The 25,291-nt window shown below is 63.6% G+C and carries 14 protein-coding genes and 1 tRNA gene; 5 read left to right on the top strand and 10 right to left on the bottom strand.

Annotated features, from left to right (window positions below; genetic code table 11):
• The coding region (locus tag BGO64_RS10005) for a T1SS-143 repeat domain-containing protein (RefSeq protein WP_502686717.1) at positions 1-6,932 on the top strand (6,932 nt) is incomplete at its 5' end.
• Positions 6,933-7,216: 284 nt separating this feature from the next.
• Here the strand turns inward: BGO64_RS10005 and glpC are convergent.
• The 4 genes from glpC to BGO64_RS09985 form a co-directional block, all read right to left on the bottom strand.
• Positions 7,217-8,419, bottom strand: a complete 1,203-nt coding sequence (glpC, locus tag BGO64_RS10000) for an anaerobic glycerol-3-phosphate dehydrogenase subunit GlpC (protein ID WP_286700609.1) — start codon at positions 8,417-8,419, stop codon at positions 7,217-7,219.
• Positions 8,420-8,609: 190 nt separating this feature from the next.
• Positions 8,610-9,887 carry a glycerol-3-phosphate dehydrogenase subunit GlpB gene (glpB, locus tag BGO64_RS09995; protein ID WP_286700608.1) on the bottom strand — a complete coding sequence of 426 codons (1,278 nt, stop codon included), beginning with the start codon at positions 9,885-9,887 and terminating at the stop codon, positions 8,610-8,612.
• Positions 9,877-11,556, bottom strand: a complete 1,680-nt coding sequence (gene glpA / locus BGO64_RS09990; protein WP_041215061.1) for an anaerobic glycerol-3-phosphate dehydrogenase subunit A — start codon at positions 11,554-11,556, stop codon at positions 9,877-9,879. Before glpA ends, glpB begins: the two co-directional genes overlap by 11 nt.
• A gap of 221 nt (positions 11,557-11,777) precedes the next feature.
• The gene (locus tag BGO64_RS09985; protein WP_286700607.1) at positions 11,778-12,233 is read right to left on the bottom strand and encodes a YchJ family protein; all 456 of its coding nucleotides are present in this window, start codon (positions 12,231-12,233) and stop codon (positions 11,778-11,780) included.
• Positions 12,234-12,361: 128 nt separating this feature from the next.
• On the opposite strand from BGO64_RS09985, the gene BGO64_RS09980 reads away from it, so the two are divergent.
• From BGO64_RS09980 to BGO64_RS09965, 4 genes are all read left to right on the top strand, one after another.
• Complete coding sequence (locus BGO64_RS09980) at positions 12,362-14,029, top strand: methyl-accepting chemotaxis protein (RefSeq protein ID WP_010674921.1); 1,668 nt, start codon at positions 12,362-12,364, stop codon at positions 14,027-14,029.
• Positions 14,030-14,133: 104 nt separating this feature from the next.
• Entirely contained in the window at positions 14,134-15,345 is a 1,212-nt protein-coding gene (locus BGO64_RS09975; RefSeq protein WP_286700606.1) for an ROK family transcriptional regulator, read from the top strand.
• Positions 15,342-16,925 carry an ATP-binding protein gene (locus BGO64_RS09970; RefSeq protein ID WP_043155894.1) on the top strand — a complete coding sequence of 528 codons (1,584 nt, stop codon included), beginning with the start codon at positions 15,342-15,344 and terminating at the stop codon, positions 16,923-16,925. Before BGO64_RS09975 ends, BGO64_RS09970 begins: the two co-directional genes overlap by 4 nt.
• Positions 16,926-17,591, top strand: coding sequence for a response regulator (locus tag BGO64_RS09965; protein WP_286700605.1), 666 nt, complete (start codon positions 16,926-16,928; stop codon positions 17,589-17,591). It begins immediately after the preceding gene.
• 137 nt (positions 17,592-17,728) lie between these two features.
• On the opposite strand, the gene BGO64_RS09960 is transcribed toward BGO64_RS09965, so the two are convergent.
• The 6 genes from BGO64_RS09960 to BGO64_RS09935 form a co-directional block, all read right to left on the bottom strand.
• Positions 17,729-19,258 (bottom strand): tripartite tricarboxylate transporter permease, encoded by a 1,530-nt coding sequence (locus BGO64_RS09960; protein WP_045524545.1) that lies wholly within the window; start codon positions 19,256-19,258, stop codon positions 17,729-17,731.
• 9 nt (positions 19,259-19,267) lie between these two features.
• The gene (locus BGO64_RS09955; RefSeq protein WP_286700604.1) at positions 19,268-19,729 is read right to left on the bottom strand and encodes a tripartite tricarboxylate transporter TctB family protein; all 462 of its coding nucleotides are present in this window, start codon (positions 19,727-19,729) and stop codon (positions 19,268-19,270) included.
• Between the two features lie 57 nt (positions 19,730-19,786).
• A complete protein-coding gene (locus tag BGO64_RS09950; protein WP_010674916.1) occupies positions 19,787-20,752 on the bottom strand; it encodes a tripartite tricarboxylate transporter substrate binding protein in 966 nt (321 codons plus the stop codon).
• A 174-nt stretch (positions 20,753-20,926) separates the two neighbouring features.
• The gene (locus tag BGO64_RS09945) at positions 20,927-22,414 is read right to left on the bottom strand and encodes an MltF family protein (protein WP_286700611.1); all 1,488 of its coding nucleotides are present in this window, start codon (positions 22,412-22,414) and stop codon (positions 20,927-20,929) included.
• 224 nt (positions 22,415-22,638) lie between these two features.
• Positions 22,639-24,324 (bottom strand): aspartate:alanine antiporter, encoded by a 1,686-nt coding sequence (locus BGO64_RS09940; RefSeq protein WP_124244211.1) that lies wholly within the window; start codon positions 24,322-24,324, stop codon positions 22,639-22,641.
• A 771-nt stretch (positions 24,325-25,095) separates the two neighbouring features.
• Positions 25,096-25,171 (bottom strand) — tRNA-Asn (locus BGO64_RS09935).
• Positions 25,172-25,291 lie beyond the last annotated feature (120 nt).

The following is a 25,291-nucleotide window of genomic DNA, read 5'->3' as shown; positions in this document are numbered from 1 at the left end:
CCCTGGTGCTGACGGTGACCCTGCCGAGCGTGCCGGGGCGCATCGAAGCCCACACCCAGGCAACCCTCGATTACCAGGTGACGGTACACACCAACCTGGATCACGGTGCCGACGACAAGCTCAACCTGAGCCTGCCGGTGAAGGTGACTGACAGCGATGGCAGTGTGATCACCGGCAGCACCACTGCGGTGATCACCGATGCGGCGGATCCCGTGATCACAGCCATCGAGGGGGTGACCGTCAAGGAGTCGGACCTCAACGGGGGCAGTGGCCAGCATGGGGGCACCAGCCCGTCAGGCACGGGAGAGGTTGCCATCGGCCAGGTGACGATCGCCGCCGGGAGTGACCGGGTGGTTTCCCTGCAACTGGATGTAGCCCGCTTCAACGCCCTCAATACCCTGACGTCGGGGGGCAAGGCGGTCACCATTGGGGCAGACAGCCAGCCGGGTGTCTACCTTGGCAAGGACAGCGCAGGCAAGCTCATCTTCAAGCTGACCCTGGATGTCTCCGGCCGCTACACCTTCGAGCTGACCGGCAATCTGGATCACAGCGTCCAGGGCAAGGATCTGCTGGATATCCAGCTGCCATTGCAGGCACGGGACAGTGACGGGGATCTGAGCGCCGAAGTGATCGGTCATGTGAGCGTGCAGGACGACGTGCCGGTGGCCGTCGATGCCGGCAAGACCCTGAATGAAGGGGCGAAAGTGACCGGCGATCTGCTGGCCACTGCCAGCGAGGGGGCGGATGATGCGGTGGTGAGAGCGGTGACCATCAATGGCACCGAGCACCCCATCGCCGCCACGGGCAACACCACCATCTCGTTGACAGACGGCACGGGGCAGATCATCGGCACCCTGGTGATCAATGCCGAGGGTGACTACAGCTTCACCGCCAAATCGGGCATCGATCACAGCAACAGCACCCTGGTACAGCAGATAGGCTTCCACCTTGTGGATGGCGACGGAGATACCGACGACGGTCTTCTGACCCTGACCATCCGGGACGAGGCTGGCAAGCTCACCGTGAGCGCAGTCACTGGCCAGGAGGATGCGGGGGCGAGCGATCCGGGCCAGGGGATCCCCATCACCATGAACCTGGATGTGGGGGATTTCGATCGGGGCGAGCATGTGGAGCAGTTGCTTATCCAGGCGCCAGCCAACGCCCAGGGCACCTTCTATTTCAACGGCGTCGCACTGACCACCATCACCCAGGGGGGCAAGACCTGGTATGAGGTGCCGCCGGCGGCCATGGTGGCGGTGGCCAACACCGATGACAAGTTCCAGCTCACCGGTGTCACTTTTGTGCCGAACCACGACTACTCGAGCTACAACAACGGAGGTGCTGCGCTGCGCTTCCCGGTGCAGTTGCAGGTGGGGGTCACCGAGGGGAGCAAGCCCCCGGTGCTGACCGGCAATCTGGACATCACGGTGCAGGGCATTGCCGACAAACCCCTGTGGGATGCGGGCAGCACGCACCAGCACTACACCACGGACGAGGACAGCAGCGGCATCGCCCTCAACGTCAAGGCGGGTCTCACCGATACGGACGGCTCCGAGACCCTGAGCTACCAGATCAAATGGGCGTCCGGCCAGGGCACGCTGACCCTGAACGGCAAGGTGCTCACCCCGGGGGCGAACGGCCTCTATACGGTGGCCGGTGGCGACATCAACAAGGTGACGGTGGTGCCCGGCAAGGACTACAGCGGTGACATCAAGCTCATTGTGACCCCGGTCAGCACCGAGAAGACCCCGGTGGTGACCGGCAAGGAGACGGCCCTCGGCGATCCGCTGGAGGTGATTGTCAACGTGAACCCGCTGGCGGACGACGCCAAGCTGACGGTGCGCGAGATCCAGGGCAAGGAAGATACCCTGATCGATCTGGGCAGCAAGATTGGGCTCGCCCATCTGGGAGACACCACAGATGGCTCCGAGCAGCTGTTCGTGCGCATCAGCGGCCTGCCCGCCGGTGCCACCCTGCTGCTGGGTGGAGTGGCGGTCACCCTGGATGCCAACGGCTATTACGAGGTGCCCTATGGCCGCATCAATGACCTCAAGTTGCAGCCGCCCAAAAACAGCAACGTCGATTTCGATCTCACCATCAAGGGGGTGGTGAAGGACACCGCCATCCTGACCGATGCCAGCGGCCAGACCCACACCGTGGTGAACGAGAAGGAGACCGGCAGCCAGAGCCTGCACGTGGATCTGGTGGGGGTGGTGGATGAACCCCATTTCGATCTCAATACCACCGACTGGACCCAGGATGGCAACGGCTACAGCATCACCATCCAGGAGGATGGCCGGGCGCCCCTTGACTTCAAGCTCACCTCGGGGGAGTGGACGGATACCCCGCTCGATCACTCGGAAACCCTTAACCTGGTGCTGGAAGGGCTGCCGGAAGGGGCCAAGGTATTCGACGGCAGTGGCAAGGAGCTGACCCTGACCTTCGCCGGGCTCGATGGCAAGGGCAATCCCCTCTATCAGGTGGATGTGACCAGCCTTGGCAACCTGCAGATCCAGCCGCCCCCCAACAGCACCGCCGATCTGCACCTGGTCGGCCACGTGGTGGTGACCGAAAATGACGGCGACCACAAGAGTTTCGACGTGCCCCTCACCATCAAGGTGGAGCCGGCCATCGACGCCACCGACTATGCCAAGACCAGCCATGGCCTGGAGGATCAGTTCACCGTCCTCGACTGGCAGCCTGACCTGACCGACGGCGCCGAGAAGGTGACCCACCTCAGCCTTTCCGGTATCGAACCCGGGTATGAAGTCTGGATCCGCGTGGGTGGGGTCGAGACCCAGCTGACCGTGAGCGGTGGCGCCGTGGACTTGAGCGACGCCGAGCTGCAAAGCCTGCTCGGCGGTGGCCAGCTGCTGGTGAAAGGGCCCGAAGACAGCGACAGGGACACCACCCTCCAGAGCCATGTCACGGTGACACAAGTGGATGTGGACTCCAGCGCCACTGCCCAGAAGGTGATCGACGGCACCTTGCATGTGGATATCCAGGCGGTGGTGGAGCCTGATGGCAACCTGGTGCAGACTGGTCAGCTGGAGAGCCCGGACGGGCACGACATCCCGCTGGACGGCGTCTTCGTGTTCGAGGATCTGGACCCCAGCAGCGATGAGGTCATCGACTACCTGGTGATCAGCGATCTGCCCCCCGGCTTCGTGGTGGTGGGCGGCATCAACGATGGCAAGGGCAACTGGACGGTGCCCCACGACGCCCTCGGCAGTTATGCCTTGCGCTCGCCGGATGGCTTCACCGGCACCGTCACCTTCAAGGTGAGCGCCAGGGTGGTCGACCTTGGTGACAACAACGAGGGGGATGTGAGCGCCCCGGCCTATCGGGAGATCACCGCCAGCGCCGACTTCCATGGCGCGACCCACTCGGGTCAGGTGGCCGCCGATGTCGATTTTGACAACAGTACCCCCATCACCGGGGTGGAGGATCACGGCGTCAACTTCGGCAGCCAGCTCAAGCAGATGGTGACCCTGGGCACAGCGGACATCGGGGACGATGAGCTCAGCATCGTCATCACTGGTCTCCCTCCGGGCGTCAACGTACAGGGGCTCACCTATGACTTCGTCAACGGCGAGTACCTCATCAAGCTGCCGGGCGGCCTCGATGATCTCGACCGCCTGACCCTGACCCTGCCGCAAGACTATGCCGGTGACGGCCTGCACTTCAATGTGCGCCTGGTCAACACCGACACCGTGAGCGGTGACACCAAGATGGTGGAGAAGGACGTCACCCTCTCCATCACCCCGGAGGTGGACATCAACGGCGGGGCGGACGGCCTGCCGGAGCTGCAACTGAACGTGAAGGACGTAAACGGCGACGGCCAGCCTGACAACCTGGAAGACACCGACATTCATCTCGATCTCTCGGTCAAGCTCGCCGACATCAGCCCCTCGGTGGCCGATGGCGGTTTCGAGACCGTGGAGCAGGTGGTCGTGACCGTGGATCCCCAATATGGTCACTTCCTCGACAAGAACGGCCAGCCGGTCTCCACCCTCACGGTGAACGACCCGGCTGATCTCAAGGATCTGGTGTTCGTGCCCAAGCAGCACTTCAGTGGCCATGTGCCGCTCGATGTGAAGGTCGATATCCTCGACACCGCCACCACGGGCACGGATCGGGGGAGCTGGAGCGGCAACGTGAGCTTCGAGGTGCTGCCGGTCAACGATCCGGCCAACCTCACGGTCCAGAACGTCACGGGCCAGGAAGATGGCAGCGTGAGCCTGGGGGGGCTGGGGGCCAGCCTCATCGACAACGATGGCTCCGAGCAGATCGTCGGGCTGCAGATCAAGGGGGTGCCGGATGGCTTCACCCTGTCCGCCCCGGCGGTCAACAACGGCGGTGGGGTGTGGCAGGTGCCTGTGGGCACCGACTTCTCCAAGCTGACCCTGATCCCGCCTGCGGACTTCAGCGGCACCGTGGATCTGACCCTGAGCGCCTTCACCCTGGACAAGGGGCTGACCCTGCCCCTTGAAACCAGTGCGGGCTTCACCGTCACCGTCAATCCGGTGGGGGATGCGGTCATCACCGACATGCAGGAGCAGGCGAGCGGCACCGAAGGGGATGTGATCACCCTGAACCTGGGGGTGGAGACCCGGGATACCCAGGCTACCGGCGGCAATGCCGGCAATGTGCACGAGAACGGGCCCGAGCAGGTGCGCGTCACCCTGGAAGGGGTGCCGGACGGGGCAGAAATCCGCCTGCCGAGCGGGGTGAGCGGCACCGTAGTGGATCTCGGCGGTGGCCGCTGGCAGGTCACCACGGATGGGGGCAAGCTCGACGCGGTGGAGCTCGTGACCAACGACGCCAACGGCGCCATGGCGATCAAGGTGACGGCCCAGAGCCTGGACAACGGTGCCCTCGGCCCCGAAGTGAACGGCACCATCCATCTCGATGTGAGCCCGGTCAACGACGCCCCCGTCAACGTGCTGCCCGATGATCCCCAGGTGGCCCAGGAGGACGAGCCGTTCGTCATCCAGGGTCTGCAGGTCAAGGACGTGGATGCGGGCAACGGCATCATGGAAGTTCGCCTCTCGGTGGAGCACGGCACCCTGACCCTGCCGGCCGGGAGCGGCGTGACCCTGACCGGCAACGGTACCGGCGATGTGGTGCTGACCGGCAACGGTACCGGCGATGTGGTGCTGACCGGCACGCTGGCGGATCTCAATGCCCTGCTCTCGGGCGGCGTCACCTATCAGGGCGACCCGGACTTCCATGGCAATGACGCCTTGACCATGGTGACGGACGATAGGGGCAATACCGGCAGCGGTGGCGCCCTGAGTGACACCGATGTGCTGCCCATCCTGGTACAACCGGTCAACGATGCCCCCGTCAACCAGCTGCCAACGACGCCCCAGGTGGCGCAGGAAGATCAGCCCTTCACCATTCACGGGCTGCAGGTGAGCGATGTGGATGCGGGCAACAGCCCCCTCTCTGTCACCCTCTCCGTGCTGCACGGTACCCTGGAACTGGCGGCGGGCAGTGGCGTGACGGTGAGCGGCAGCGGCAGCAACACCCTGGTGCTGAGCGGTTCCCAGGATGCCATCAATGCCTTGCTCGCAGGGGGCGTGACCTATCAGGGCGAGCAGGACTTCAATGGCCAGGATGCCCTGACCATGGTGACCAATGATCTTGGCAACACCGGCAGCGGTGGCCCCCTGAGCGATACCGACGTGCTGCCCATCGAGGTTGAGCCAGTCAATGATGCCCCTGTCACCCAGGTGCCGGGCTCATTGCAGGTGAAAGAGGATGGCTCCCTGTCGCTCACCGGGATCAGCGTGAAGGACGTGGATGCGGGCAGTGCGCCCATCTCCATGGTGCTGCGGGTGGAGCACGGTGTGCTGACCCTGCTGGGGGCGGCAGGGGCCGTCTCGGTGCAGGGGGCGGGGACCAGCGTGGTGACCCTGGTCGGGTCGCTTGATGATCTCAACGGTCTGTTGGCAGGCAACCTGCACTACGAGCCAGCCAGGGACTTCTGGGGTCAGGACAACCTGAGCATCACCACCTCGGATCAGGGCAATACCGGTGCCGGTGGCGTCCTGACCAACAGCGCCCAGATTGCCATCCAGGTGACGGCCGAGCCGGACGATCCCCAATTGGGGGTCGGCACCCACGATATCCTTGCGTTGCAAGGGGCCTGGGTGCCGCTCAACCTCAGCGCCAGCGTGGTCAATCCGGCCCCGGGTGAGCTGTCGGTGCGGATCCAGAACCTCGGCAGCGCCCAGGTGGTGGACGAGCACGGCCAGAGCGTCGGCCACGCGGATGGCAACGACTGGTTGCTGCCGATGGACCAGTCCGTGCCCATCTACCTCAAGGATCTGCCGGCGGGGGATCATGCCCTCACCCTGAGTGCCGAATCCAGCCTGGGTGGCGGCACCCTGAGCTCGGCCACGGAGACCATCACCATCCACAGCCAGAGCGGTCACGATCTGCTGGGCTCGGATCAGGGGGACTGGCTGTTCGGCTCCTCCGGCAATGATCGCCTCCTGGGCGGCATGGGAGATGATGTGCTGCGGGGCGGTCAGGGCAACGACATCCTGACCGGTGGCGCCGGCAGCGATCTCTTCGTGTGGGGCAGTGGCGACGAGGGGACGACGGCCTCTCCGGCGATAGACACCATCACCGACTTCCGTCCCCAGGAGGGGGACAGGATCGATCTGGCGGACCTGCTCAAGGGGGTGACCGACAACAGCGTGGATGGCCTGCTGGGTCATCTCCAGGCATCGGTGACCAGCACCGGCAATGGCCTGAGTGACGTGAGCCTGTCGGTCTCCCCGGCGGGGGATGGCAATGTCACCCAGCAGATCACCCTGAAGGACGTGGATCTGAGTGGCTGGAACCTGAGCGGTTCCTCCTCTCACGACATCCTGCAATCCATGCTGGATCAGCACAGCCTGATCATCCAGCACCCCTGATGGGGTGAGATGATGCAAAGAGCCGGCGAATGCCGGCTCTTTTTTTGGCTGAATATGCTGGCTTGATATTTCCTGGTGGTGGTAATGGGATATGGTTTTTAACAGAGTGGGTGTTGTTGCTGCTTTTCACTGTGTGGGTGGTTCAAACAACCAAAGGAATTCGCCGCCCGGGCCTTGCCGCGCCGATCCCGGTCAATGCCGGCCAGAGGGGGAGCTGACATTGACCGGGGTGTGTCGCTTCCAAGCCGGTGCCCGTGATGATGGGCGGACCGGGGGGATGGCGGTCAGGCCAGCGCCCGTGCCAGCAGGTGCACCGGGTGTTCGCAGCGAAACGACGTGCTCATCTCGATCTGCCACTTGCAGGTCTCGCAGTCGGTGATGACCAGATCGGGTTTGAGCCGGTTTATCTGATCAAACAGCCCCTGACCGATGGCCTGGCTGGTGTCGTAGTTCTCGGACTTGAAGCCGTAGGTGCCGGCGATGCCGCAGCACTGGGAGTCCAGCACCGTCACCTTGACGCCGGGGATGGCCCGCAGCAGCTCGAGGGTGTAGATGACGCCCCCCATCTTCTCCAGGTGGCAGGGGGTGTGGTAGGCGATGTGCAGATTGAGGGGCTTCATGGCCGGTTTGTTGCCCCGATCGAACTCGTTCCACAGGAAGCGGGTCACCAGCGAGATGCGATCGCGCACCTTGTGGTTGTCCTGCTCCAGCAGGTGGGGATATTCGTCCCGCAGGGTGAAGCCGCAGGTGGAGGAGGTGGCCAGCAGCGGCATCTCGTTGCCGAGCAGGGTGTTCTCCAGCTGTTTGATGTTGAAGGCCGCCTGCTGCTTGGCCTTGTCCATGAAGCCGTTGGCAATCAGCGGCACGCCGCAGCACTTCTCCCGCTCCAGCAACTGGACGCCGATGTTCATGGCGTTGAGCACCTGCACCAGCTCCTTGCCGAGTTGCGGGTGGTTGTAGTTGACGTAGCAGCCGTGGAAGTAGGCGATCTGGCGCGCAAAGCGGGCCTGAGTCGCTTTCTGCTTCTTGTACCAGCCGCGGAAGGTACCCTGGGAGTATTTGGGCAAGTCCCGGTGGGAGGAGACCCCCAGCGCCTTGTCCAGCACCTGCTTCATCGGCTTGAGGCCGGTGGTGAAGTTGACCACCGGGGCCATCAGGGTGGACATGCTGCCCATCAGATCCGTGTGGGAGAGCACGAACTCGCGGATCCCCGGTTTGAAGCCGCTGTACTGGTGCTTGGCCTTGGCGATGATGTCGCCGATGCGCACCCCGCTCGGGCAGGCCACTTCGCAGCGCTTGCAGTTGGTGCAGTATTTGAGGGCGCTGTCAAAGAGCTCGGGACTCTTGATGCGCAGCCGCTCCCCATCCGGGCCCGCCTGCTTGGGGCCGGGGTAGGCCGGGTTGGCCTTGGCCACCGGGCAGTAGGCGGTACAGACGGTGCATTTGATGCACTGATCGAAAGTCTGGTTGGCATGATCCAGTAGCATGTCAGTTCTCCTCCCGTTGGGTGTGAAGGCACGGGATATGGGGCGAAATCATCATCGGGCTGAACTCAAAATGTGACCGGCGGCCTGCCAGCCGGTGGCGACCGCGACACTTGAGCCAGAGCCCTCTTTGGATTGGGCATCGTCGTGGGCCAGCACGCCGTGTCGTTGGAGTGGGAATATGTGATTCATCTCAGCCCTCCGCCAGAATATGGCCAGCGGCTTGCCAGCCGGTGGCAACGGCCACGCCGGAGCCGGAACCTTCTTTATTGGGGTCATAGTGCGCCAGCACGCTGCCCGCGCCGTAAAGGTTGGTGAGGGGCCTGCCGCCGCGCAGCACCCGCAGCCGCTCGTCGGTCTTGACCCCGAAGCCCATGAAGGGGTGGTGGTCGAACAGGCGGCGGCCGGCCCAGGCGTCGCGCTCGGCAAGGCTCAGTACGTCGGCATCGAAGATGGGTTCACGAATGCCCCCGAGGCGCGACTCCAGTCCGCGGCTGAAGAAGCTGCCGGAGGCGAGCACGAAGTGGTCCGCCTCGAACAGCTGATCCTCCCCGTGCTGGCTGTGCACCCCGATCACCTTGTCGCCGTCATAGCGAGCGCCCAGCACCCGCTCGCTGGTGAGGAAGGTGCCGCCAAGGGCCATGAAGCGGCGCTTGAGGGCCTCCTGCATCCGCATGCCGATGAGGGACGGCGGCATGGTGGCCACCTCCTTGATGGTGCAGCCGGTGCGCCGTTCCAGCTCGCTCAGACGCGGGCCGACCAGCCCCAGCGACAGGCAGGCGGGCAGCACGATATGGCGACAGCCGGGCATACCGCATCCCTGCACCATGCGGCTGATCTCGCGGGCCAGATCCGCCAGCAGGTCCTGCTGGCCAGGCCCCTGCTTGTCGAACAGGCGGGCGATGTCGGCGGAGCGAAACTCGTGGGGATTGCGGCTGAACTGGGCGAGCTGGGGCAGGCGAATTTCCCCGGTCAGGATGCGGCTGTGGGCAAAACGGGCGTGGATCGCGAGATTCGCCGCCGCGAGCGCCGGGTGAAAATCGCGAAACCCTTCCAGGGTGGCGAGCAGGATGGCGTCCGGGGCGGGGGCATCGGTCATGCAGGCGCAAGTGTCGGGGGAGAGCCAGGTGGATTTCAGGGTGCCGATGGGGGTCAGCCGCTGGTGGTTGTGCTCCTGGCGCATCAAGGGTAGCCCCTCTTCTGCGCAGTGGCGTTGCAGGTCGGCCAGACTCCCCTCGATATTCTGCATCCCCACCTTGCTGTAAGGGTGATCCGGATGGGCCGCCATGAAGGCGGGCAGGGCGGCGCGGGGATCCCCGTCGCTCTCCAGCAGATCCACCGAGCCGGAGGAGAAGTGCAGGGCGCTCTGGCCGGAGGCCATCAGCAGGGTCTTCTGGCCCGCCTCGGCGAGGCGCAGGGCTGCGGAGAGGCCCGCCATGCCGCCGCCGATCACGATGCTGTCAAATTTCATGGCTGCGCTCCTTGGTGGAATTGGCGGTGCTGGCATCGAGCGGGAAGGGGGGCTCGCTCACCAGGTGGGGGGCCGTCCACTCACCAAGGCCGAACAGCCCTTCATAGATCCAGTAGGTAAATTCGGCTTCCCGCAGGGCATCGCCCCACAGCACCGGCCGGGTGCCCTTGTAGCGCTCCTCCAGGAACTGGCGCAGCATGACGCAGGCCTGACGACCGTCCGCCTTGCCGTACTCCTGCATCAGGCCGGCGGCGCGATAGGCGCACAGCTCCCCCTGACAGGGGCCCATGCCGAGGCGGGTGCGGCGGCGCAAGTCCACCAGGTTGTCCACGTCGAGCTCCCGCAGGGCATATTCAATCTCGCCCGCGGTGACCATCTCGCACTCGCAGATGAGGGCGTTGGCCTTGGGGTTGTCGCGGAAAAAGGCGATGACCCGCTCGCCGTGGCGGTACTGGGCCGAGCCTTCGGCGGGTACCGAGAGACCGGGGGCGGAGACCTTCTCCGGATCCCGCGAGCCGGGCAGGCTCAGCTCGGCGGTGCGGCAGGGCTTGCTGTTGCCAAGCTTTTTGGCAAGCAAGTCGGTGGCCCATTCGGCCATCAGCCGGTAGGTCATCAGCTTGCCGCCGGTGATGGTGTTGAAACCCTGGAGGCCATCTCGCTCGGCGTGATCCAGCAGCACGATGCCACGGCTGATGTTGCGGCCGGACTCGTCGCCATCCACCGCCACCAGGGGGCGAACGCCGGCGTAGGCCCGCAGCAATCGGGTGCGGGCCATGATGGGGGCGAGCTTGATCCCCTCGCGCAGCAGCACCTCCACCTCTTCGGGCTCGACGGTGAGCTGGTCAATCTTGTGGTAATCGATACGGCTCGACGTGGTGCCAATGAGGGAGATGGTATCGCCCGGCACCAGGATGTCCGCGTCCGCCGGTTTGCGGCAGCGGTTGAGCACCAGCTGGTTGAGGCGGTAATCCATGATGAGCAATGAGCCCTTGGCGGGGAACATGCGGATGCCGAGGTCGGCATACTCGCAGATCTGCTGGCCCCAGATGCCGGCGGCGTTGATCACCTCCTGGCACTCCACCTCGAACGCTTCGCCGGTGCGGGTGTTGATGGCCTTGACCCCGTGCACCCTATCCTGGGTGCGCAAAAGCCCCAGCACCTTGCTGTGAGTGAAGATGCGGGCGCCGTGCTCCTTGGCGTCCAGCACGTTGGCAGCGGCCAGGCGGAAGGGGTCGACCGTGCCGTCCGGCACCTGGATGGCACCGATCAGCGCCGGGTTGACGTTGGGTTCAAGGCGCAGCGCCTCGGCGGGATCCAGCTGGCGGGCGTCGATGCCTGCCAGGGCGCAGGCGTCCATGAAGGTATTTTGAAAATGGATGTCATCTTCCGGCAGGGTGATGAAGAGGCCGCCGGTGTCCTCGACGCAGTGGCTGGCGATCCTCTTGAGGATGCGGTTCTCCTGAATGCATTCGCGGGCGGACTCCTGATCCGTCACCGCGTAGCGGGCGCCGGAGTGGAGCAGGCCATGGTTACGGCCCGTGGTGCCGGCGGCGATGTCGTCCCGCTCAAGCAGGATGCAGTCGATGCCGCGCAGCGCGCAATCGCGCATGATGCCGGCGCCGGTGGCGCCCCCCCCTATGATGACGACTTGTGTGGTGATTCTTTTCATTCGTGCCCGTCTCATCTCTTCCAGATGAGGCCAGTGTGGCGCCTCCACGACGTAAAATGTTTGATATGGGCCAAATTAATGTTCGTAAACGCTCATTAAGTGTGAGGTGATGAGCGAAATGTGATGAACCTCACGTCACCGTCGAGGCGGGCAGGGGAAAGCATGACGGGAGGGGAGAAGGCCAGCCCGGGGGCTGGCCAGAGGGCGGCGTGGGGGAAACCTCAGCCGCAGCACTTCTTGAACTTCTTGCCGCTGCCACAGGGGCAGGGGTCGTTTCGCCCGACCCGCAGCGGCGCCGGATCCTGCTCGCCGTCGGTGTAGACCCAGCGCCCCTGATGGCGCACGAAGCGGGAGCGCTCATGAAGGCAGTGACGTTCGTCCCCCTCAAGGAACCAGGCTTTGAATTCCACCATGCCGAGGATGTCATCGGGGCCGCCCTGGCTGGCGAGGATCTCGAGGCCATCCCAGCGGGTGTCGGCCGATGAGAGGTCGGCCGCGGTCAGCCCGTTCAGATAGTCCGGGTGCCAGCTGTGTACCAGATATTCTCCCAATCCCAGCACGAAGGCGCTGTAGCGGGATCGCATCAGCTGCTCCGGGGTGGCGGCGGGCTGGCCTGCGTGGAGTACACCGCAGCACTTGGCAAGAAAAAGAGAGGAACCGCAAGGACATAGGTTCATGAGTCAGCTCATCTGGTCGATAATTAAAGGTGGCGGGATTGTAGCGAACGCACTTCCCTTTCGGCCAGCTTCCCATGCCGTTTAGGCAGACATCATGCAGCAATGAACACAGCACAAAGGGTGACACAATGACACTTAAGCAGAAGATCCTGTTACTGGGGGCCATCCCCGTGCTGCTGATGGCCCTGGTGGTCAATCTCAGCAACTACCTGGTGGCCAGGAGCGATCTGGAATCGGATCTGGTGGTGGCGCGGGAGAGGGCAATCAAGGAGCGCAAGGCGCTGCTCAGCAGTTATCTGATGCTGGCCAAGACGGCCATCGAGGGCAGCTACGGCAAGCCTGACAGCCCCGAAGTGCGCCAGCAGGTGAAGGAGATATTGCGGCCGCTGCGCTATGGCAGCGACGGCTACTTCTTTGTCTACGACTATCAGGGCAATACCGTACTGCTGCCGACCCGGCCCGAGATGGAGGGGAAGAACCGCTGGCAGGACAAGGATACCAAGGGTGCCTTCCTCATTCAGGGGATCATCAAGTCGGCGCGGGAAGGAGATGGCTTCTCGGAGTACTGGACCAACAAGCCCTCTATCGGGCGGGATGCCCCCAAGCTCTCCTTCAACCTGGTGCTCGACAAGTATCAGTGGGTCGTGGGCACGGGCTTCTACATCGACGACATCGACAATGAGCTGGCCACCCTGCGCAGCGAGCGGGAGGAGACCATGTATGGCTCCCTGAAAACCGGGGTGCTGTTCATCCTGGTGATCCTGGGGGTGACCCTGGCGGCCACCGTGGTGATCGGCAACCGGGTCACCCGCCCGCTGGCGGATGCGGTTGCCGCACTCAATGACATCGCCGACGGGGACGGGGATCTGACCCAGCGCCTCAAGGTGCAGAGCAAGGACGAGGTGGGGCAGCTGGCCGCCGCCTTCAACCGCTTCGTCGAGCGGATCCAGTCGGTGGTGAGCCAGGTGGGGGAGACCAGCCACCAGTTGCTGGGGGCCGTGGATCGGCTGCATAGCCTGAGCGAGCATGCGGACAGACAGATGCAGGGCCACGGCAAGGAGACGGATCAGGTGGTGACAGCGGTGACCGAGATGAGCTCCACCGCCCAGGAGGTGGCGGCGAGCGCTTCCAACGCCGCCAGCGCCACCAGCGATGCGGCCCGCGAGTCCGATGCGGCCCGCGGCGTGGTGAACAGCGCCATCGGCAGCATCAACCGGCTGGTGGACGAAGTGCATGTGGCGGCCGGGGTCATCGAGCAGCTCGCCCATGAGACCGGCAAGATAGGCTCCGTGGTGGAGGTCATTCGCGGCATCGCCGATCAGACCAACCTGCTGGCCCTCAACGCCGCCATCGAGGCGGCCCGGGCGGGCGAGCAGGGGCGCGGCTTTGCGGTGGTGGCGGATGAAGTGCGATCCCTCGCGGGCCGTACCCAGCAGAGCACCAAGGAGATCAACGAGATGCTCCAGCGCCTGCAGGGCGGGGTGAAGCAGGCGGTGGAGGTGATGCAGGCCAGCGAGGCACGCAGCCAGGAGACGGTGCAGGAGGCGAGCCACATCGCCAGCTCCCTGGACAGCATGGTAGCGGCGGTCGGCACCATCAACGACATGAACATCCAGATCGCCACGGCCGCCGAGGAGCAGCACGCGGTCTCCGAGGAGATCAACAAGAACCTGGTGGCCATCCAGCAGATCGTCAGCGAGCTGACCGAGGCGTCCGGGGAGTCCAGCACCACCACCCGCGCCCTGGCAGGCACGGGTGACAAATTGCGCCAACTCGTCTCCCGCTTCCGTTACTAATCACATTTTTGCCGTCTGGACAGGATTTCCAGACGGCAAATTTGGGGATCGGCGCAGAATGTGTGAAAATCGCGCCATTCGTTCCTTTCGTTAGCCCCAACCCTATGAATGAGATCGTGAAAGGCAGTATCGATTTGATCCGTCAGCTCAACTACGGCCTGGTGTATGCCAGCCTGGAGGAGCACAAGGAGCTGTCCCGTACCGATCTGTCCCGTCTGACCGGCCTGTCGCCGGCCAGCATCACCAAGATCACCCGCGAGCTGCTGGACGGCGGCCTGGTGGTCACCTGCGGCGAGAGCTCGGTGGGGCGTGGCCGTCGCCAGACCCTGCTGCGCATCAACGAGCGCCGCTTCCAGTTTCTCTCCATGCGTCTGGGGCGCGGCTATGTTGACATGGCCCTGTTTGACCTAGCTGGTCACTCCCTGGCGCGCCATCGCCATGTCTTCAACGAGGCGGAGCGTGCCGAGCTGCTGGCCAGCCTGGTGCGGGCCATCGAGGGCTTTTTGCCCAAGAAGGCGCTGCGTCTGGCCTGCATCGCCCTCTGCCTGCCCGGCCAGGTGGAGCGCCACTCCGGCATGGTCAAGCATTTTCCCTATTACGATCTGCGCAACTGGCCCCTCGGTCCCACCCTGCAGGAGGCCTTCTCGGTACCCGTGCTGGTGAGCGGCGACGTGCGCACCTGGATCCAGGCCGAGCGGGAGTGGGGCGCCGCCAGGAACTGCTCGGATGCGGTGCTGGTGTTCGTGCACAACGACATCGGGGTCGGCATGGTGGTCAATGGCCAGCTCATCGAGAGCGAGTCGGCTCTGCTCGGGGATCTCAGCCACCTGCAGCTCGAACCCTATGGCCAGCGCTGCTACTGCGGTGGCTTCGGCTGCGCCTGCACCCTGGTGACCAATCAGGCGCTGGAGGCGCAATATCGGGAGCTGCGCGAACGGATGCAGGAGTTCGATCTGCCCGAAAGCGTCACCATCCGCGAGCTGTGCGAGCTGGCGCTGGCGGGCAACAGCCTGTGTCAGGACATCCTGCAGCAGGCAGCAGGCCGCCTTTCCCGGGTACTGGCGAACCTCATCTGCCTGCTCAATCCGGGCAAGCTGCTGCTCGGGGGGGAGATCACCCGGGCCGATCGACTGCTCTTCCCCATGTTGCACCAGTCCTTGGCAAGCCAGTTGCCCGCCGAGTACCTGGTGCGCCTGCAGATTGAATCCACCCACTTCTACGAAGATCCCACCAAACCCACCTCGGTGCAGGTGCACAAGGCCCTGCGCGATGGCAGTCTGCTGCTCGACTTGTTGCGAGGCGACAAGGAGGCATGAGGCTCGGGTTGCAAGGACGCTTCCTGCTCATTCTCTGTCTGGTCAGTCTGTTGCAACTGGTGTTGCTGAGCGGGGCCAGCTACTACTATGTCGCCGAGCAGCGCTACCGTGAGGTGGGGGATCAGGCCCTGGATGTGGCACGGCTGGTGGCGCGGGAGTCCGGCGTCATCGCCGGGGTGAAGCGGGCGGATACGGTCCGCCTCAATGCCCTGGTGGAGCGGATCCGCGCCGAGGTCGGGGCCAGCTACATCGTCATCGGGGACAGGCAGGCACGCCGCCTGGTGCACCCCAATGCGGACCGGATTGGCAAAGCCATGGTGGGGGATGATCCCGAGCGTGCCCTGCAGGGGGAAGCCTATATCTCCAGGGCCCAGGGGTCCCTTGGGGTCTCGGTGCGCGGCAAGGGGCCCATCCGGGACGAGATGGGCAAGATCATCGGGGTGGTGTCGGTCGGCTATCTGGTGCGGGACATCGATGCGGATCTGCAGGGCTATTTGCGCTTCGGCCTGGCCATGACATTGCTCATTGTGGTACTCAACAGTGTCGCCGCCGCCTGGCTGGCCCGACGCTACAAGAAGGCGATTTTCGGCTTTGAACCCGAGCAGATGGGGCGTCTCTATGCGGAGCTCGACTGTACCCTGCGCACGGTGCGCGAGGGGATCCTCACCATCGACGAGCAAGGGCGCCTCACCTCCCTGAACCCCAACGGCATCAAGCTGCTGCGCCTGGACGACACCACCGCCAGGAGCGCCATCGGCCAGCCCATCGGTCACCTGCTGCCGGGCAGTCGCATGCTCTCCATCCTGCAAGAGCAGACCCCCCAGTTTGACGAGGAGATAGTGCTCAACGGCCAGTCCCTCATCGTCAACCGGTTGCCACTGGTGCGCGAGGGCAAGCTGATCGGCGCCGTGTCGAGTTTTCGGCGCAAGGACGAGCTGGCGGAACTCAGCGCCCAGCTCTCCCAGGTGCAGGCCTACAGCGATCTGCTGCGGGTGCAGACCCACGAGCACAACAACCAGCTCGGGACCATCGCCGGCCTCATTGAGCTCGGGGCCACCCGGGAGGCGCTCGCCTTCATCGGGCGGGAGGCGGCCACCGAGCAGACCCTGCTCGGCTTCCTGATGGGGGCCATCGCCAAACCCAAGGTGGCGGGGTTGCTGCTCGGCAAATACCACAGGGCCCACGAGCTCGGTCTTGAGCTCGTGATCGATCCCGATGCCCGTCTGCACGACATTCCTGCCCGTGTCAGCGGTTCCCAGCTGGTAACGGTGCTGGGCAACCTCATCGACAACGCCTTCGAGGCGACCCGCCGCCACGGTGCGCCCTATCAGCCCATCCGGGTTTCCCTGAGCGATCTGGGGCAGGATCTGGTGCTGGAGGTGGAAGACGGGGCTGGCGGCATCGACCCGCAGTTGGCGGACAGGTTGTTCGAACAGGGGGTCAGCAGCAAGCCCGAGCCAGGACACGGTATCGGGCTCTCCCTGGTGCGCAAGACCCTGGATGCCCTGCAGGGGGAGATCACCATCGAAGCCACGACGCAGGGAAGTTGCGTCGTCTGTTACATTCCCAAGGAGGTGTGAGTGATCAAGATCCTGATCGTCGAGGATGATCCCGCCATTGCCGAGATCCACCGCCGCTTCGTGCAGCGCCTCACCGGTTTCGAGGTGCTGGGGGTGGCGTTGACCCTGTTCGATGCCAGGGAGCAGATAGGGATCCTCCGGCCCGATCTGGTGCTGCTGGATGTCTGGTTGCCCGATGGAGAGGGGTTCTCGCTATTGAGAGAGCTGCGCCAGTCGGGGGCGAGTCTGGATGTGATCCTGCTCACCGCTGCGCGGGAAGCCGCTGCCCTGCAGGAGGCGATGCGCCTCGGGGTGGTGGATTTCATCTTGAAGCCCGTGGTGTTCGAGCGGCTGCGCGACACCCTGGAGAAGTACCGTCAGAGCATCGCCGCCCTGGCGGCGTTGGCCGACATCGACCAGCAGGCGGTGGACACCCTGTTCGGTACGCCGTTGCAGCAGGTGGCGGCAGAGGGACTGCCCAAGGGCATCGATGCTCTCACCCTGCAGCGGGTGCTGGCGGCACTGACTCCGGAGGCCGCCAGTGCCGAGGAGATAGGCAGCCGGATAGGGGTGAGCCGGACCACGGCGCGCCGCTATCTGGAATTTCTGGTGGGGCAGCAACTGGCGAGCCCAGAGCTCGAATATGGCACCGTCGGGCGGCCGGAGCGGCGTTACCGCAAGCCGTGATCCGGTCGCCCGGAACCTGCTGTCCAGACAAGAAAAGAGCGCCTTTCGGCGCTCTTTTTATCAGGGTTTGCTTCCCGTGGGCATCAAGGTCTCTGCGCGTGATGGGCAGGGTTCAGAGGTGGCAGAGGCTCATCGATTCAGTGGCTGGTGGCAGGCTCCCCCTTGGGGGCCCGGCGAGCCTGCCACCACTGCCAGACGGGCAGCAGCAACATGGTCAGGGTGATCACCGTGAAGGCGAGGGTGATGGGGCGCTCCCACAGGAAGCTCAGGCTGCCGTCGTTGATCACCAGGGCCCGGCGCAGGTTGTCCTCCAGCATGCCCCCCAGGATGAAGCCGAGCAGCATGGGGGCCATGGGGAAGGTGAGCAGGCGCAGGCCGATGGCGATCAGTGCAACGATGGCCATCACATGGATGTCCATGGTGTTGAAGGAGACCAGATAGACCCCGGTCAGGGAGAACAGCAGCACCATGGGGATGAGCACGGGGCGCGGCACCGCCAGTACCCGGGCCAGGTAGGGGATGAGGGGGAGGTTCAGGATCAACAGCACCACGTTGCCCAGATACATGGAGATGATCACCGACCAGAAGACGTCCGGATGCTCCATAAACAGACGCGGGCCCGGCTGGATGCCGTAGGCCACCAGGGCGCCCAGAATGAGGGCCGTGGTGCCGGAGCCCGGGATCCCCAGGGTCAGCAGGGGCACGAAGGAGCCGGTGGAGGCGGCGTTGTTGGCCGCTTCTGGAGCGGCCAGGCCGCGCAGGCTGCCCTTGCCGAACTGCTCCTGGCGCTGCTTGCCGGCGATGTTGCGCTCGGCCCCATAGGCCATGAAGGCGGCGATGGTGGCACCGGCTCCCGGCAGCACGCCGATGAGAAAGCCCAGCACCGAGGAGCGGGCGATGGGAGGCGCGATTTCCCTGACCTCTTCCTTGCTCAGCTTGAGGCTGCCGAGCTGCTGCATCTGCCTTGCCTCTTCCTCGCTGTTGTCCTTGCCGGGGCGCAGCACCGCCATCAGGATCTCCGCGAGGGCAAAGGTGGCCATGGCCAGCAGCAGGAAGGAGAAGCCGTCACGCAGATCCGGCAGCCCGAAGGTGAACCTGTCCACCCCGACGCTGCGGTCGATGCCGATGGTGGAGATCATGATGCCGAACAGCGCCATGATCAGCGCCTTGAGCACCTGCCCCTTGCCGGCAAAGGCTGCCACGGCGGAGAGGCCCAGCACCATGAGGGCGAAGTAGTCCGCCGACTGGAAGGAGAGGGAGACCTTGGCGAGCAGGGGCGCCGCCACCATCAGCATGATGGCGGAGAGGGTGCCGCCGGTGAAGGAGGCGTAGGCGGCGATGGCCAGCGCCTTGCCCGCCTGTCCCTTGCAGGCCAGGGGATAGCCGTCGAAGGCGGTGACCACGGTGGCGGAGCAGCCGGGGGCGTTGATCAGGATGGAGGAGGTGGAGCCCCCGAAGATGGCGCCGTAATAGACCCCCGCCATCAAGATGATGCCGGAGGCCGGATCCAGGCCATAGGTGATGGGGATCATCAGGGCGATGGCAGTGACCGGGCCAAGGCCCGGCAACATGCCGATAAAGGTGCCGATGAAGCAGCCAAGCACCACCATCATCAGGTTGACCGGCAGCAGTGCAGTGCCGAGTCCTTGCAAGATTCCGTCTAACATGGTGACTCCTTAGAAACCGAGCAGGGTGAACAGGCGACCCGGCTCCAGATAGACGTTGAGCCCCTTGGTGAGCAGGGCCCAGAAACCGATGGAGAAGGGGACGCTGATCATCAGGCCGTAGCGCAGGCTGGGCTCACCGAGCACCCGGATGCCCACGCTCAGGAAGGCGATGGTCGAGAGCACGAAGCCAAACCAGGTGAGCCCCAATCCGTAAATGACCATGAGCCCGAGCAGGATGAAGACCCGGTGCCAGTCTCCCTCTTCCCGGCGCAGGGGCTCGCCCCCGGGGAAGAGCACCAGCAGCAGGGAGAGCAGCGCCCCGATCCCGGCCAGGGCATAGGGCAGGGTACTGGCGGTGAAGGGTTCGTATTCGTCGCCGGGGTAGCCCGGTATCTCGGTGGCGTAGTAGCCATAGGCGAGGGAGAGCAGCAGAAACAGCAGGCCCCCCAGTCGCTCCTTGGTAATGTTCATCTCTTGACTCCAACATGAGCGGCGGGCCTGCGCCCGCCTGCAAGGTGACAACGAGGGTTACTTGATGAAGCCGAGCTCGCGCATCAGGCCGCCGATCTGCTGCTCCTGGCCGTCAAGGAAGGCGGTGAACTCGGGACCGGACTGGTAAAGGTTGGTCCAGCTGTTGCGGCTGCGGACCACTTCCCACTCCGGCTTGTCGTACATCTGCTTGAGCAGGGCGGCAAACTCGGCGGATTTCTCCGGGCTGATGGTGGGGGAGGCGAAGTAACCGCGCCAGTTGGCGAAGACGGTGGGGTTGTTCTGCTCGCTGAAGGTGGGGATCTGCTCCGCCCCCGGCAGGCGTTTGTCGGAAGTGACCCCGAGGATCCGCATCTGGCCCGACTTGACCGCTTCCATTGCCTCGCCAAAGCCGGTGGAGATGGCCTGGGTCTCTCCGGCCAGCACGGCGGCCATGGCGCTGCCACCGGCATCGTAGGCGACGTAGCGCAGCTTGCTGGCGTCGGCCCCGGCGTTCTTGAAGGTCAGGGCGGCGACCAGGTGATCCAGGCTGCCACGGGCGGAACCCCCGGCGATCTTCACCTTGGCCGGGTTCTCCTCGTAGGCTGCCAGCAGCTGGGCCCAGTTCTGATAGGGGGAGTCCGCTTTCACCGCCAGTGCCTGGTAGTCGGCGATGATGGCGGCCACTGGCGTCAGGTCACGGAAGGACTGGGGCAGCTCCTTGGAGAGGGATTTGACGATGATGGGGGTGGAGTTGACCATCAGGGTCTTGTCGGACTGGGCCGAGGTCTCGATGAGGTGGGCGATGGCCTTGGCGCCGCCACCGGCGGACATGTTCTGGTAGGAGACGGTCTTGACCAGACCGGACTTGGCCAGCACTTCACCGGTGCCGCGGGCCGTGGTATCCCAGCCGCCGCCAGCGCCGCCCGGGATCAGGAAGTGGACTTCGTTGATCTGGGCGTGGGCGCCGACGCTCAGTGCGAGCAGGCTACCGATCAGGGTGCGTTTGAGGGTTCCTTGCAACATGGTGCTCTCCTTGTGATTGTTGCAAGAAGGTTAATTAATCATGTCTGGCTGGAAAACAATCTGACCGTAATGGCTATTAAGGCTGTTGTGACCATTGTGTTCATTCTGGTCATGGGCCGAAGAGGGGCGCGCGCATAGAAACGAGGCGCTCGTGAGCGCCTCGTCCGGCAAGGCTCACTGGGTCGGTTTCGCCGCCGATGTGCTGACGTCCTCCTTCGCCTCCTGTTTCAGGGCATCGCTCGCCTGCTGGCGCAGGGCCACCTGCTCCATCACCAGCTTGTAGGCGATGTAGTACTTGTAGATGTTGCCCACATAGGTGACCGTCTCGGGGCCAATCTTCTCCGCCGCTACGTACTCGACATTGTGGAACCAGACGTTGGGATCCAGCCCCCGTTTTCTGGCCTCGGCGCGGAGCCGCGCCACCCGGGCGGGGCCGGCATTGTAGGAGGCGAACGAGAAGAGGGCCTTGTCGAGGGCGGTCATGGGCTCGTCCGCATAGTAGTGATCGATCATCCAGCGCATGTATTTGACGCCGCCGTGAATATTGGGCTCGAGCTGGCGGATGTCGCCGACCTTCAGCCCCTTGCCGGTGGCGGGCATGATCTGCATGATGCCGATGGCGCCCACATGGCTGCGGGCCTGGTGGTTGAGGGCGGACTCCTGGTAGCCCTGGGCCGCCATCAGCAGCCAGTCCATGTCATAGCGTTCGCCATATTCACGGAACAGCTCGACCACCTGCAGGAATTTCTTGCGCTCCGCCTCGGCGGCGGCGCTTTTGACGAACTTGTTCTGCTTGAGATAACGGGCCAGGATCTCGTCCCCCGTCGCCTTGCCGCGCAGCGCCTTTATCTGCTCGTTGAGCATGGCGAGCAATTGGGGGCTCTCCTTGCGCACCGCCCAGGCGATGACGCCCCCCTCCCGGAACACGGGGGTGTCGTGAATGGTGATCCCGGGGAAAATCTTTTTCCAGAAGCGGGCCTTGTGCTCGTCCATGACGATGAAGGGGAGCAGGCCTGCGTTCACCATCTCCACCAGATCTTCATCTTCGAGCACCTCCGAGGCGGGTTGGAGGTCGATGAGGGGCTCTCCCGCCGACTTGCGGGCCTGGTTGTAGGCGAGCAGGCTCTCGTAGTAGCTGGAGGAGGGGCGTACGAAGACGCGCTGGCCCCCGAGATCGGCGGCGCTTTCCACCTTGGGGGAGAGGGGTCCGGAGATGAGCAGCTCCCGCACGTTTTCAAGCAGGGGATCGGTGAAGGCGATACCCTGTTGCCTGCGTTTGTCCGTGATGGTGAGGTTGGCGGCGGCGATGTCGCCTTTGCCTTCAATGAGGGAGGCCAGCAGGGCTTCCCGGGCCACGGGAATGAAGACGAAGTGCACCTTGAGGTGGCGTTTGATCGCCTTTTTCTTGCGCAACTGTTCGTTGAGGCGCTTTTCCACCTGCATGAAGGCATCGTAGGTGGCCCCCCGTTGCACGCCCTTGGTGATGAAAAATCCTGTCTTGTTGTAGGTGGTGAGCACCCTGATGGTGCGCTGTTCCAGCATGACGTCGAGATCTCCCAGCCTAGGTTTGGCAAGCTCGTCGTTTTCAAAGCTCAGGGCGCTTTTCTCCGTCCCTGCTTCGGGGGCCACCTGCTTGCCGGATTCGGCCCCCCAGGTTGGCATCAGGGTGCAGAACCACCAGATCACAATCATCCATGCGCGTTTCATCACTTACACCTCGCTCGTTTTATTGAGTGTAAGTGGCGCCTTGTAGAGGATTTAGCTTATTGGGTTTGATAGACCCGTCCCCATAGCACGATTTCCACTATTCCATCCAGGAGTGCCCGCCCATGAAAAAAAGGAGCCTCGAGGCTCCCTTTTTTCATGGGCGGGCAGGTAGTCGGCGGCTAGAACCAGAAGCCGATGATGAAGGAGCCCGCCAGGGTCAGCATCACGTTGGCCACCGCATAGGTGCCGGCGTAGCCGAGCGCCGGGATGGAGCTGTTGGCCGCCTCGTTCACCACGTCCATGGCCGGGGCGCAGGTACGTGCCCCGGTGATGGCACCAAGCAGCAGGGCCGGGTTCATTTTCAGCACCCAGATGCCGAACAGGTAGCCTACCAGCACCGGCAAGGTGGTCACCAGCATGCCGGAGAAGAGCACCACCATCCCCACTTCGCTCAGGTGATCAAGGATGCCGCCCCCCGCCTTGAGGCCGGTACTCACCATGAAGACGGCGAGTCCGAGATCCTTGGCAAGGCGCAGGGCGCCTGGTGGCACATAGCCCACCGTGGGGTGGTTGGCACGCAGGTAGCCCATCAGGATCCCCGCCAGCAGCAGGCCAACGGCATTGCCGAGGCCGAACTCTATCTGGCCGAACACCAGGGAGACGGAGCCGATGAGCAGGCCCAGCACGAAGAAGGTGGCGAAAGCCACCAGATCCGTGGTCTGGCTGTGGATGCTGATGAAGCCTATCTTGTTGGCCAGCAGCTTGACCCGCTGCTTCTCGCCGCTGATCTGCAGCACGTCGCCCTTTTGCAGCATGATGTTGCGATCAAAGGGCATCTCTATCTGGGAGCGCACCACCCGGTTGAGGAAGCATCCCTTCTCGGTGAGGTTGAGCTCCACCAGATGGCGACCCACCACGGCATCATTCTTCACCACGATCTCTTCGGTGACGATCTGCAGGTCAAGGAGGTTGCGATCGAACACCTCCTTGCCGTTGCGGTAGTTGACGTCGAGCTTCTCGTGGCTCTCGGGGTAGCCCACCAGGGCGATCTCGTCCCCTTCCTGAATGACGGCGTCACCATCCGGGCTCGCCAGAATGCCGTTGCGGCGAATGCGCTCCACATAGCAGCCTGTGTGAGGATAGATGCCGGTTTCGCGCAGGGTACGACCGCCGATCCAGGCGGCAAGCTCCGGGCCGACCCGATAGGCGCGGATGATGGGCAGATAAGTCTTGCGGCTCTCGCTGTCGGAGAGCCCCCGCTCGCGGGCGATCTTCTGGGCCTCGGTGTTGAGATCCAGCCTGGCCAGGGAAGGAAGGTAGCGCACCACCAGCATCAGGCCCACCAGGCCCACCAGATAGGTCAGGGCGTAGCCTATCCCCATGTTGTCGAGCACCGACTGCATGTCGGTCTGGTGGGGCAGGTTGAGCAATCCGCTTCGCAGGGCGTCCTGGGCCCCCACCAGGGCCGGCGTGGAGGTGAGAGAACCTGCCAGAATGCCGGCGGCCATGCCGGGCCCCAGATTGAAGAACTTGGCGAGCCCCACGGTCAGCAGCAGGGCCGACAGCAGGATCACCAGGGTCAGGGTGATGTAGTGGATGCCGTCGCGAAGGAAGACGCTGAAAAAGTGCGGCCCCGCTTCAATCCCCACGCAGAAGATGAACAGCATGAAGCCGACGTTTTCAGTGGAGGTGGAAAACTGGAATCCCATCTGGCCAAACAGCAGGGCGGTGAAGAGCACGCCTATGGTGTTGCCTATCTGGAAGTTGCCGATGCGTACCTTGCCCAGCAGCAGCCCGAAGGCCAGTACCACGAACAGCAGCAGGGAGTCGCTTTGATGTAGCAGTGTCACGAAATCTATGGTCATGCCCGGAAAAACCGAGGAAAAAAGTGGGGCCGATATTGTGCCGGATCCTGTATCAAGAAAGAAGCGCCAAAGCGGATTAACAGCCAGTTAAGTGCTGGTCTCTTCGGTGAAGATAGGGATGCGAGGGGGGGCTGGGGAAAACACCTCTATTTTACGCTGCAAGGCCCGCTGTCAATGAGTGAAATATGCTGTCGAGCCGGGAGGGGATGACACTCCTGTGGACAATTTATTACCTGCTGCATGGGGAGCAAACGGGCACGTTTTTCAGCATTTTCCACTGAGGAAATTGAAGGGTTACAAAAGAGACTCATGACTCATCCGGCGAGGGCTGACCCGCAGGATGCGGCATAGCGAAAAAAAATCCCCCACGGGCAGCACCGCGAGTCAATTCATCCCATTTAGGGGGGAAGGGAAAAACAGCAGAAAATGGGGAAGAGGGGAGGCGGCCAGCGCAAACCGGGGACAATGGCTGCCAACCCAGATGAACCGTGGCTTTGGTCAAGTTACCCACAGAAACTGTGGATAACCCTGTTCATGAAACTTGGCGATCAGGCTGAAAGCCGCGCCAACACTGGGCTGCAAGGACTGTTCAAAAAATACCTGCAATAAATTGTTTCTATAAAAATCAAATAGTTATGCGCAGCAGAACAAAACGCTGCTGGTCAGTATCGTGAGATCAAAAGGGAGTCAGGCCGCAGGGAAGGGCTTGTGCATTAAAATTGGAAGAGGAAAGCACTAAAGTGGATAACTTGCACCGAGATGGTGAGGAATTGGCTCCCCCGACTGGACTTGAACCAGTGACATACGGATTAACAGTCCGCCGTTCTACCGACTGAACTACGGGGGAACATCAGGCAAGGAGGTGCATCATACAGAGGTCGTATTTCGGGGTCAATAGCCATCAGGGAGGGTGAGCGGATACCCAGCTCCTTCAACTCGGGGTACACTGCACCCTTGCCGTTTTTTG

This window comes from Aeromonas sp. 62-46 (genome assembly GCF_001898585.1).
GTDB classification, from domain to species: Bacteria; Pseudomonadota; Gammaproteobacteria; order Enterobacterales; family Aeromonadaceae; genus Aeromonas; species Aeromonas caviae.
This window is presented reverse-complemented; position numbering and strand designations above follow the sequence as displayed.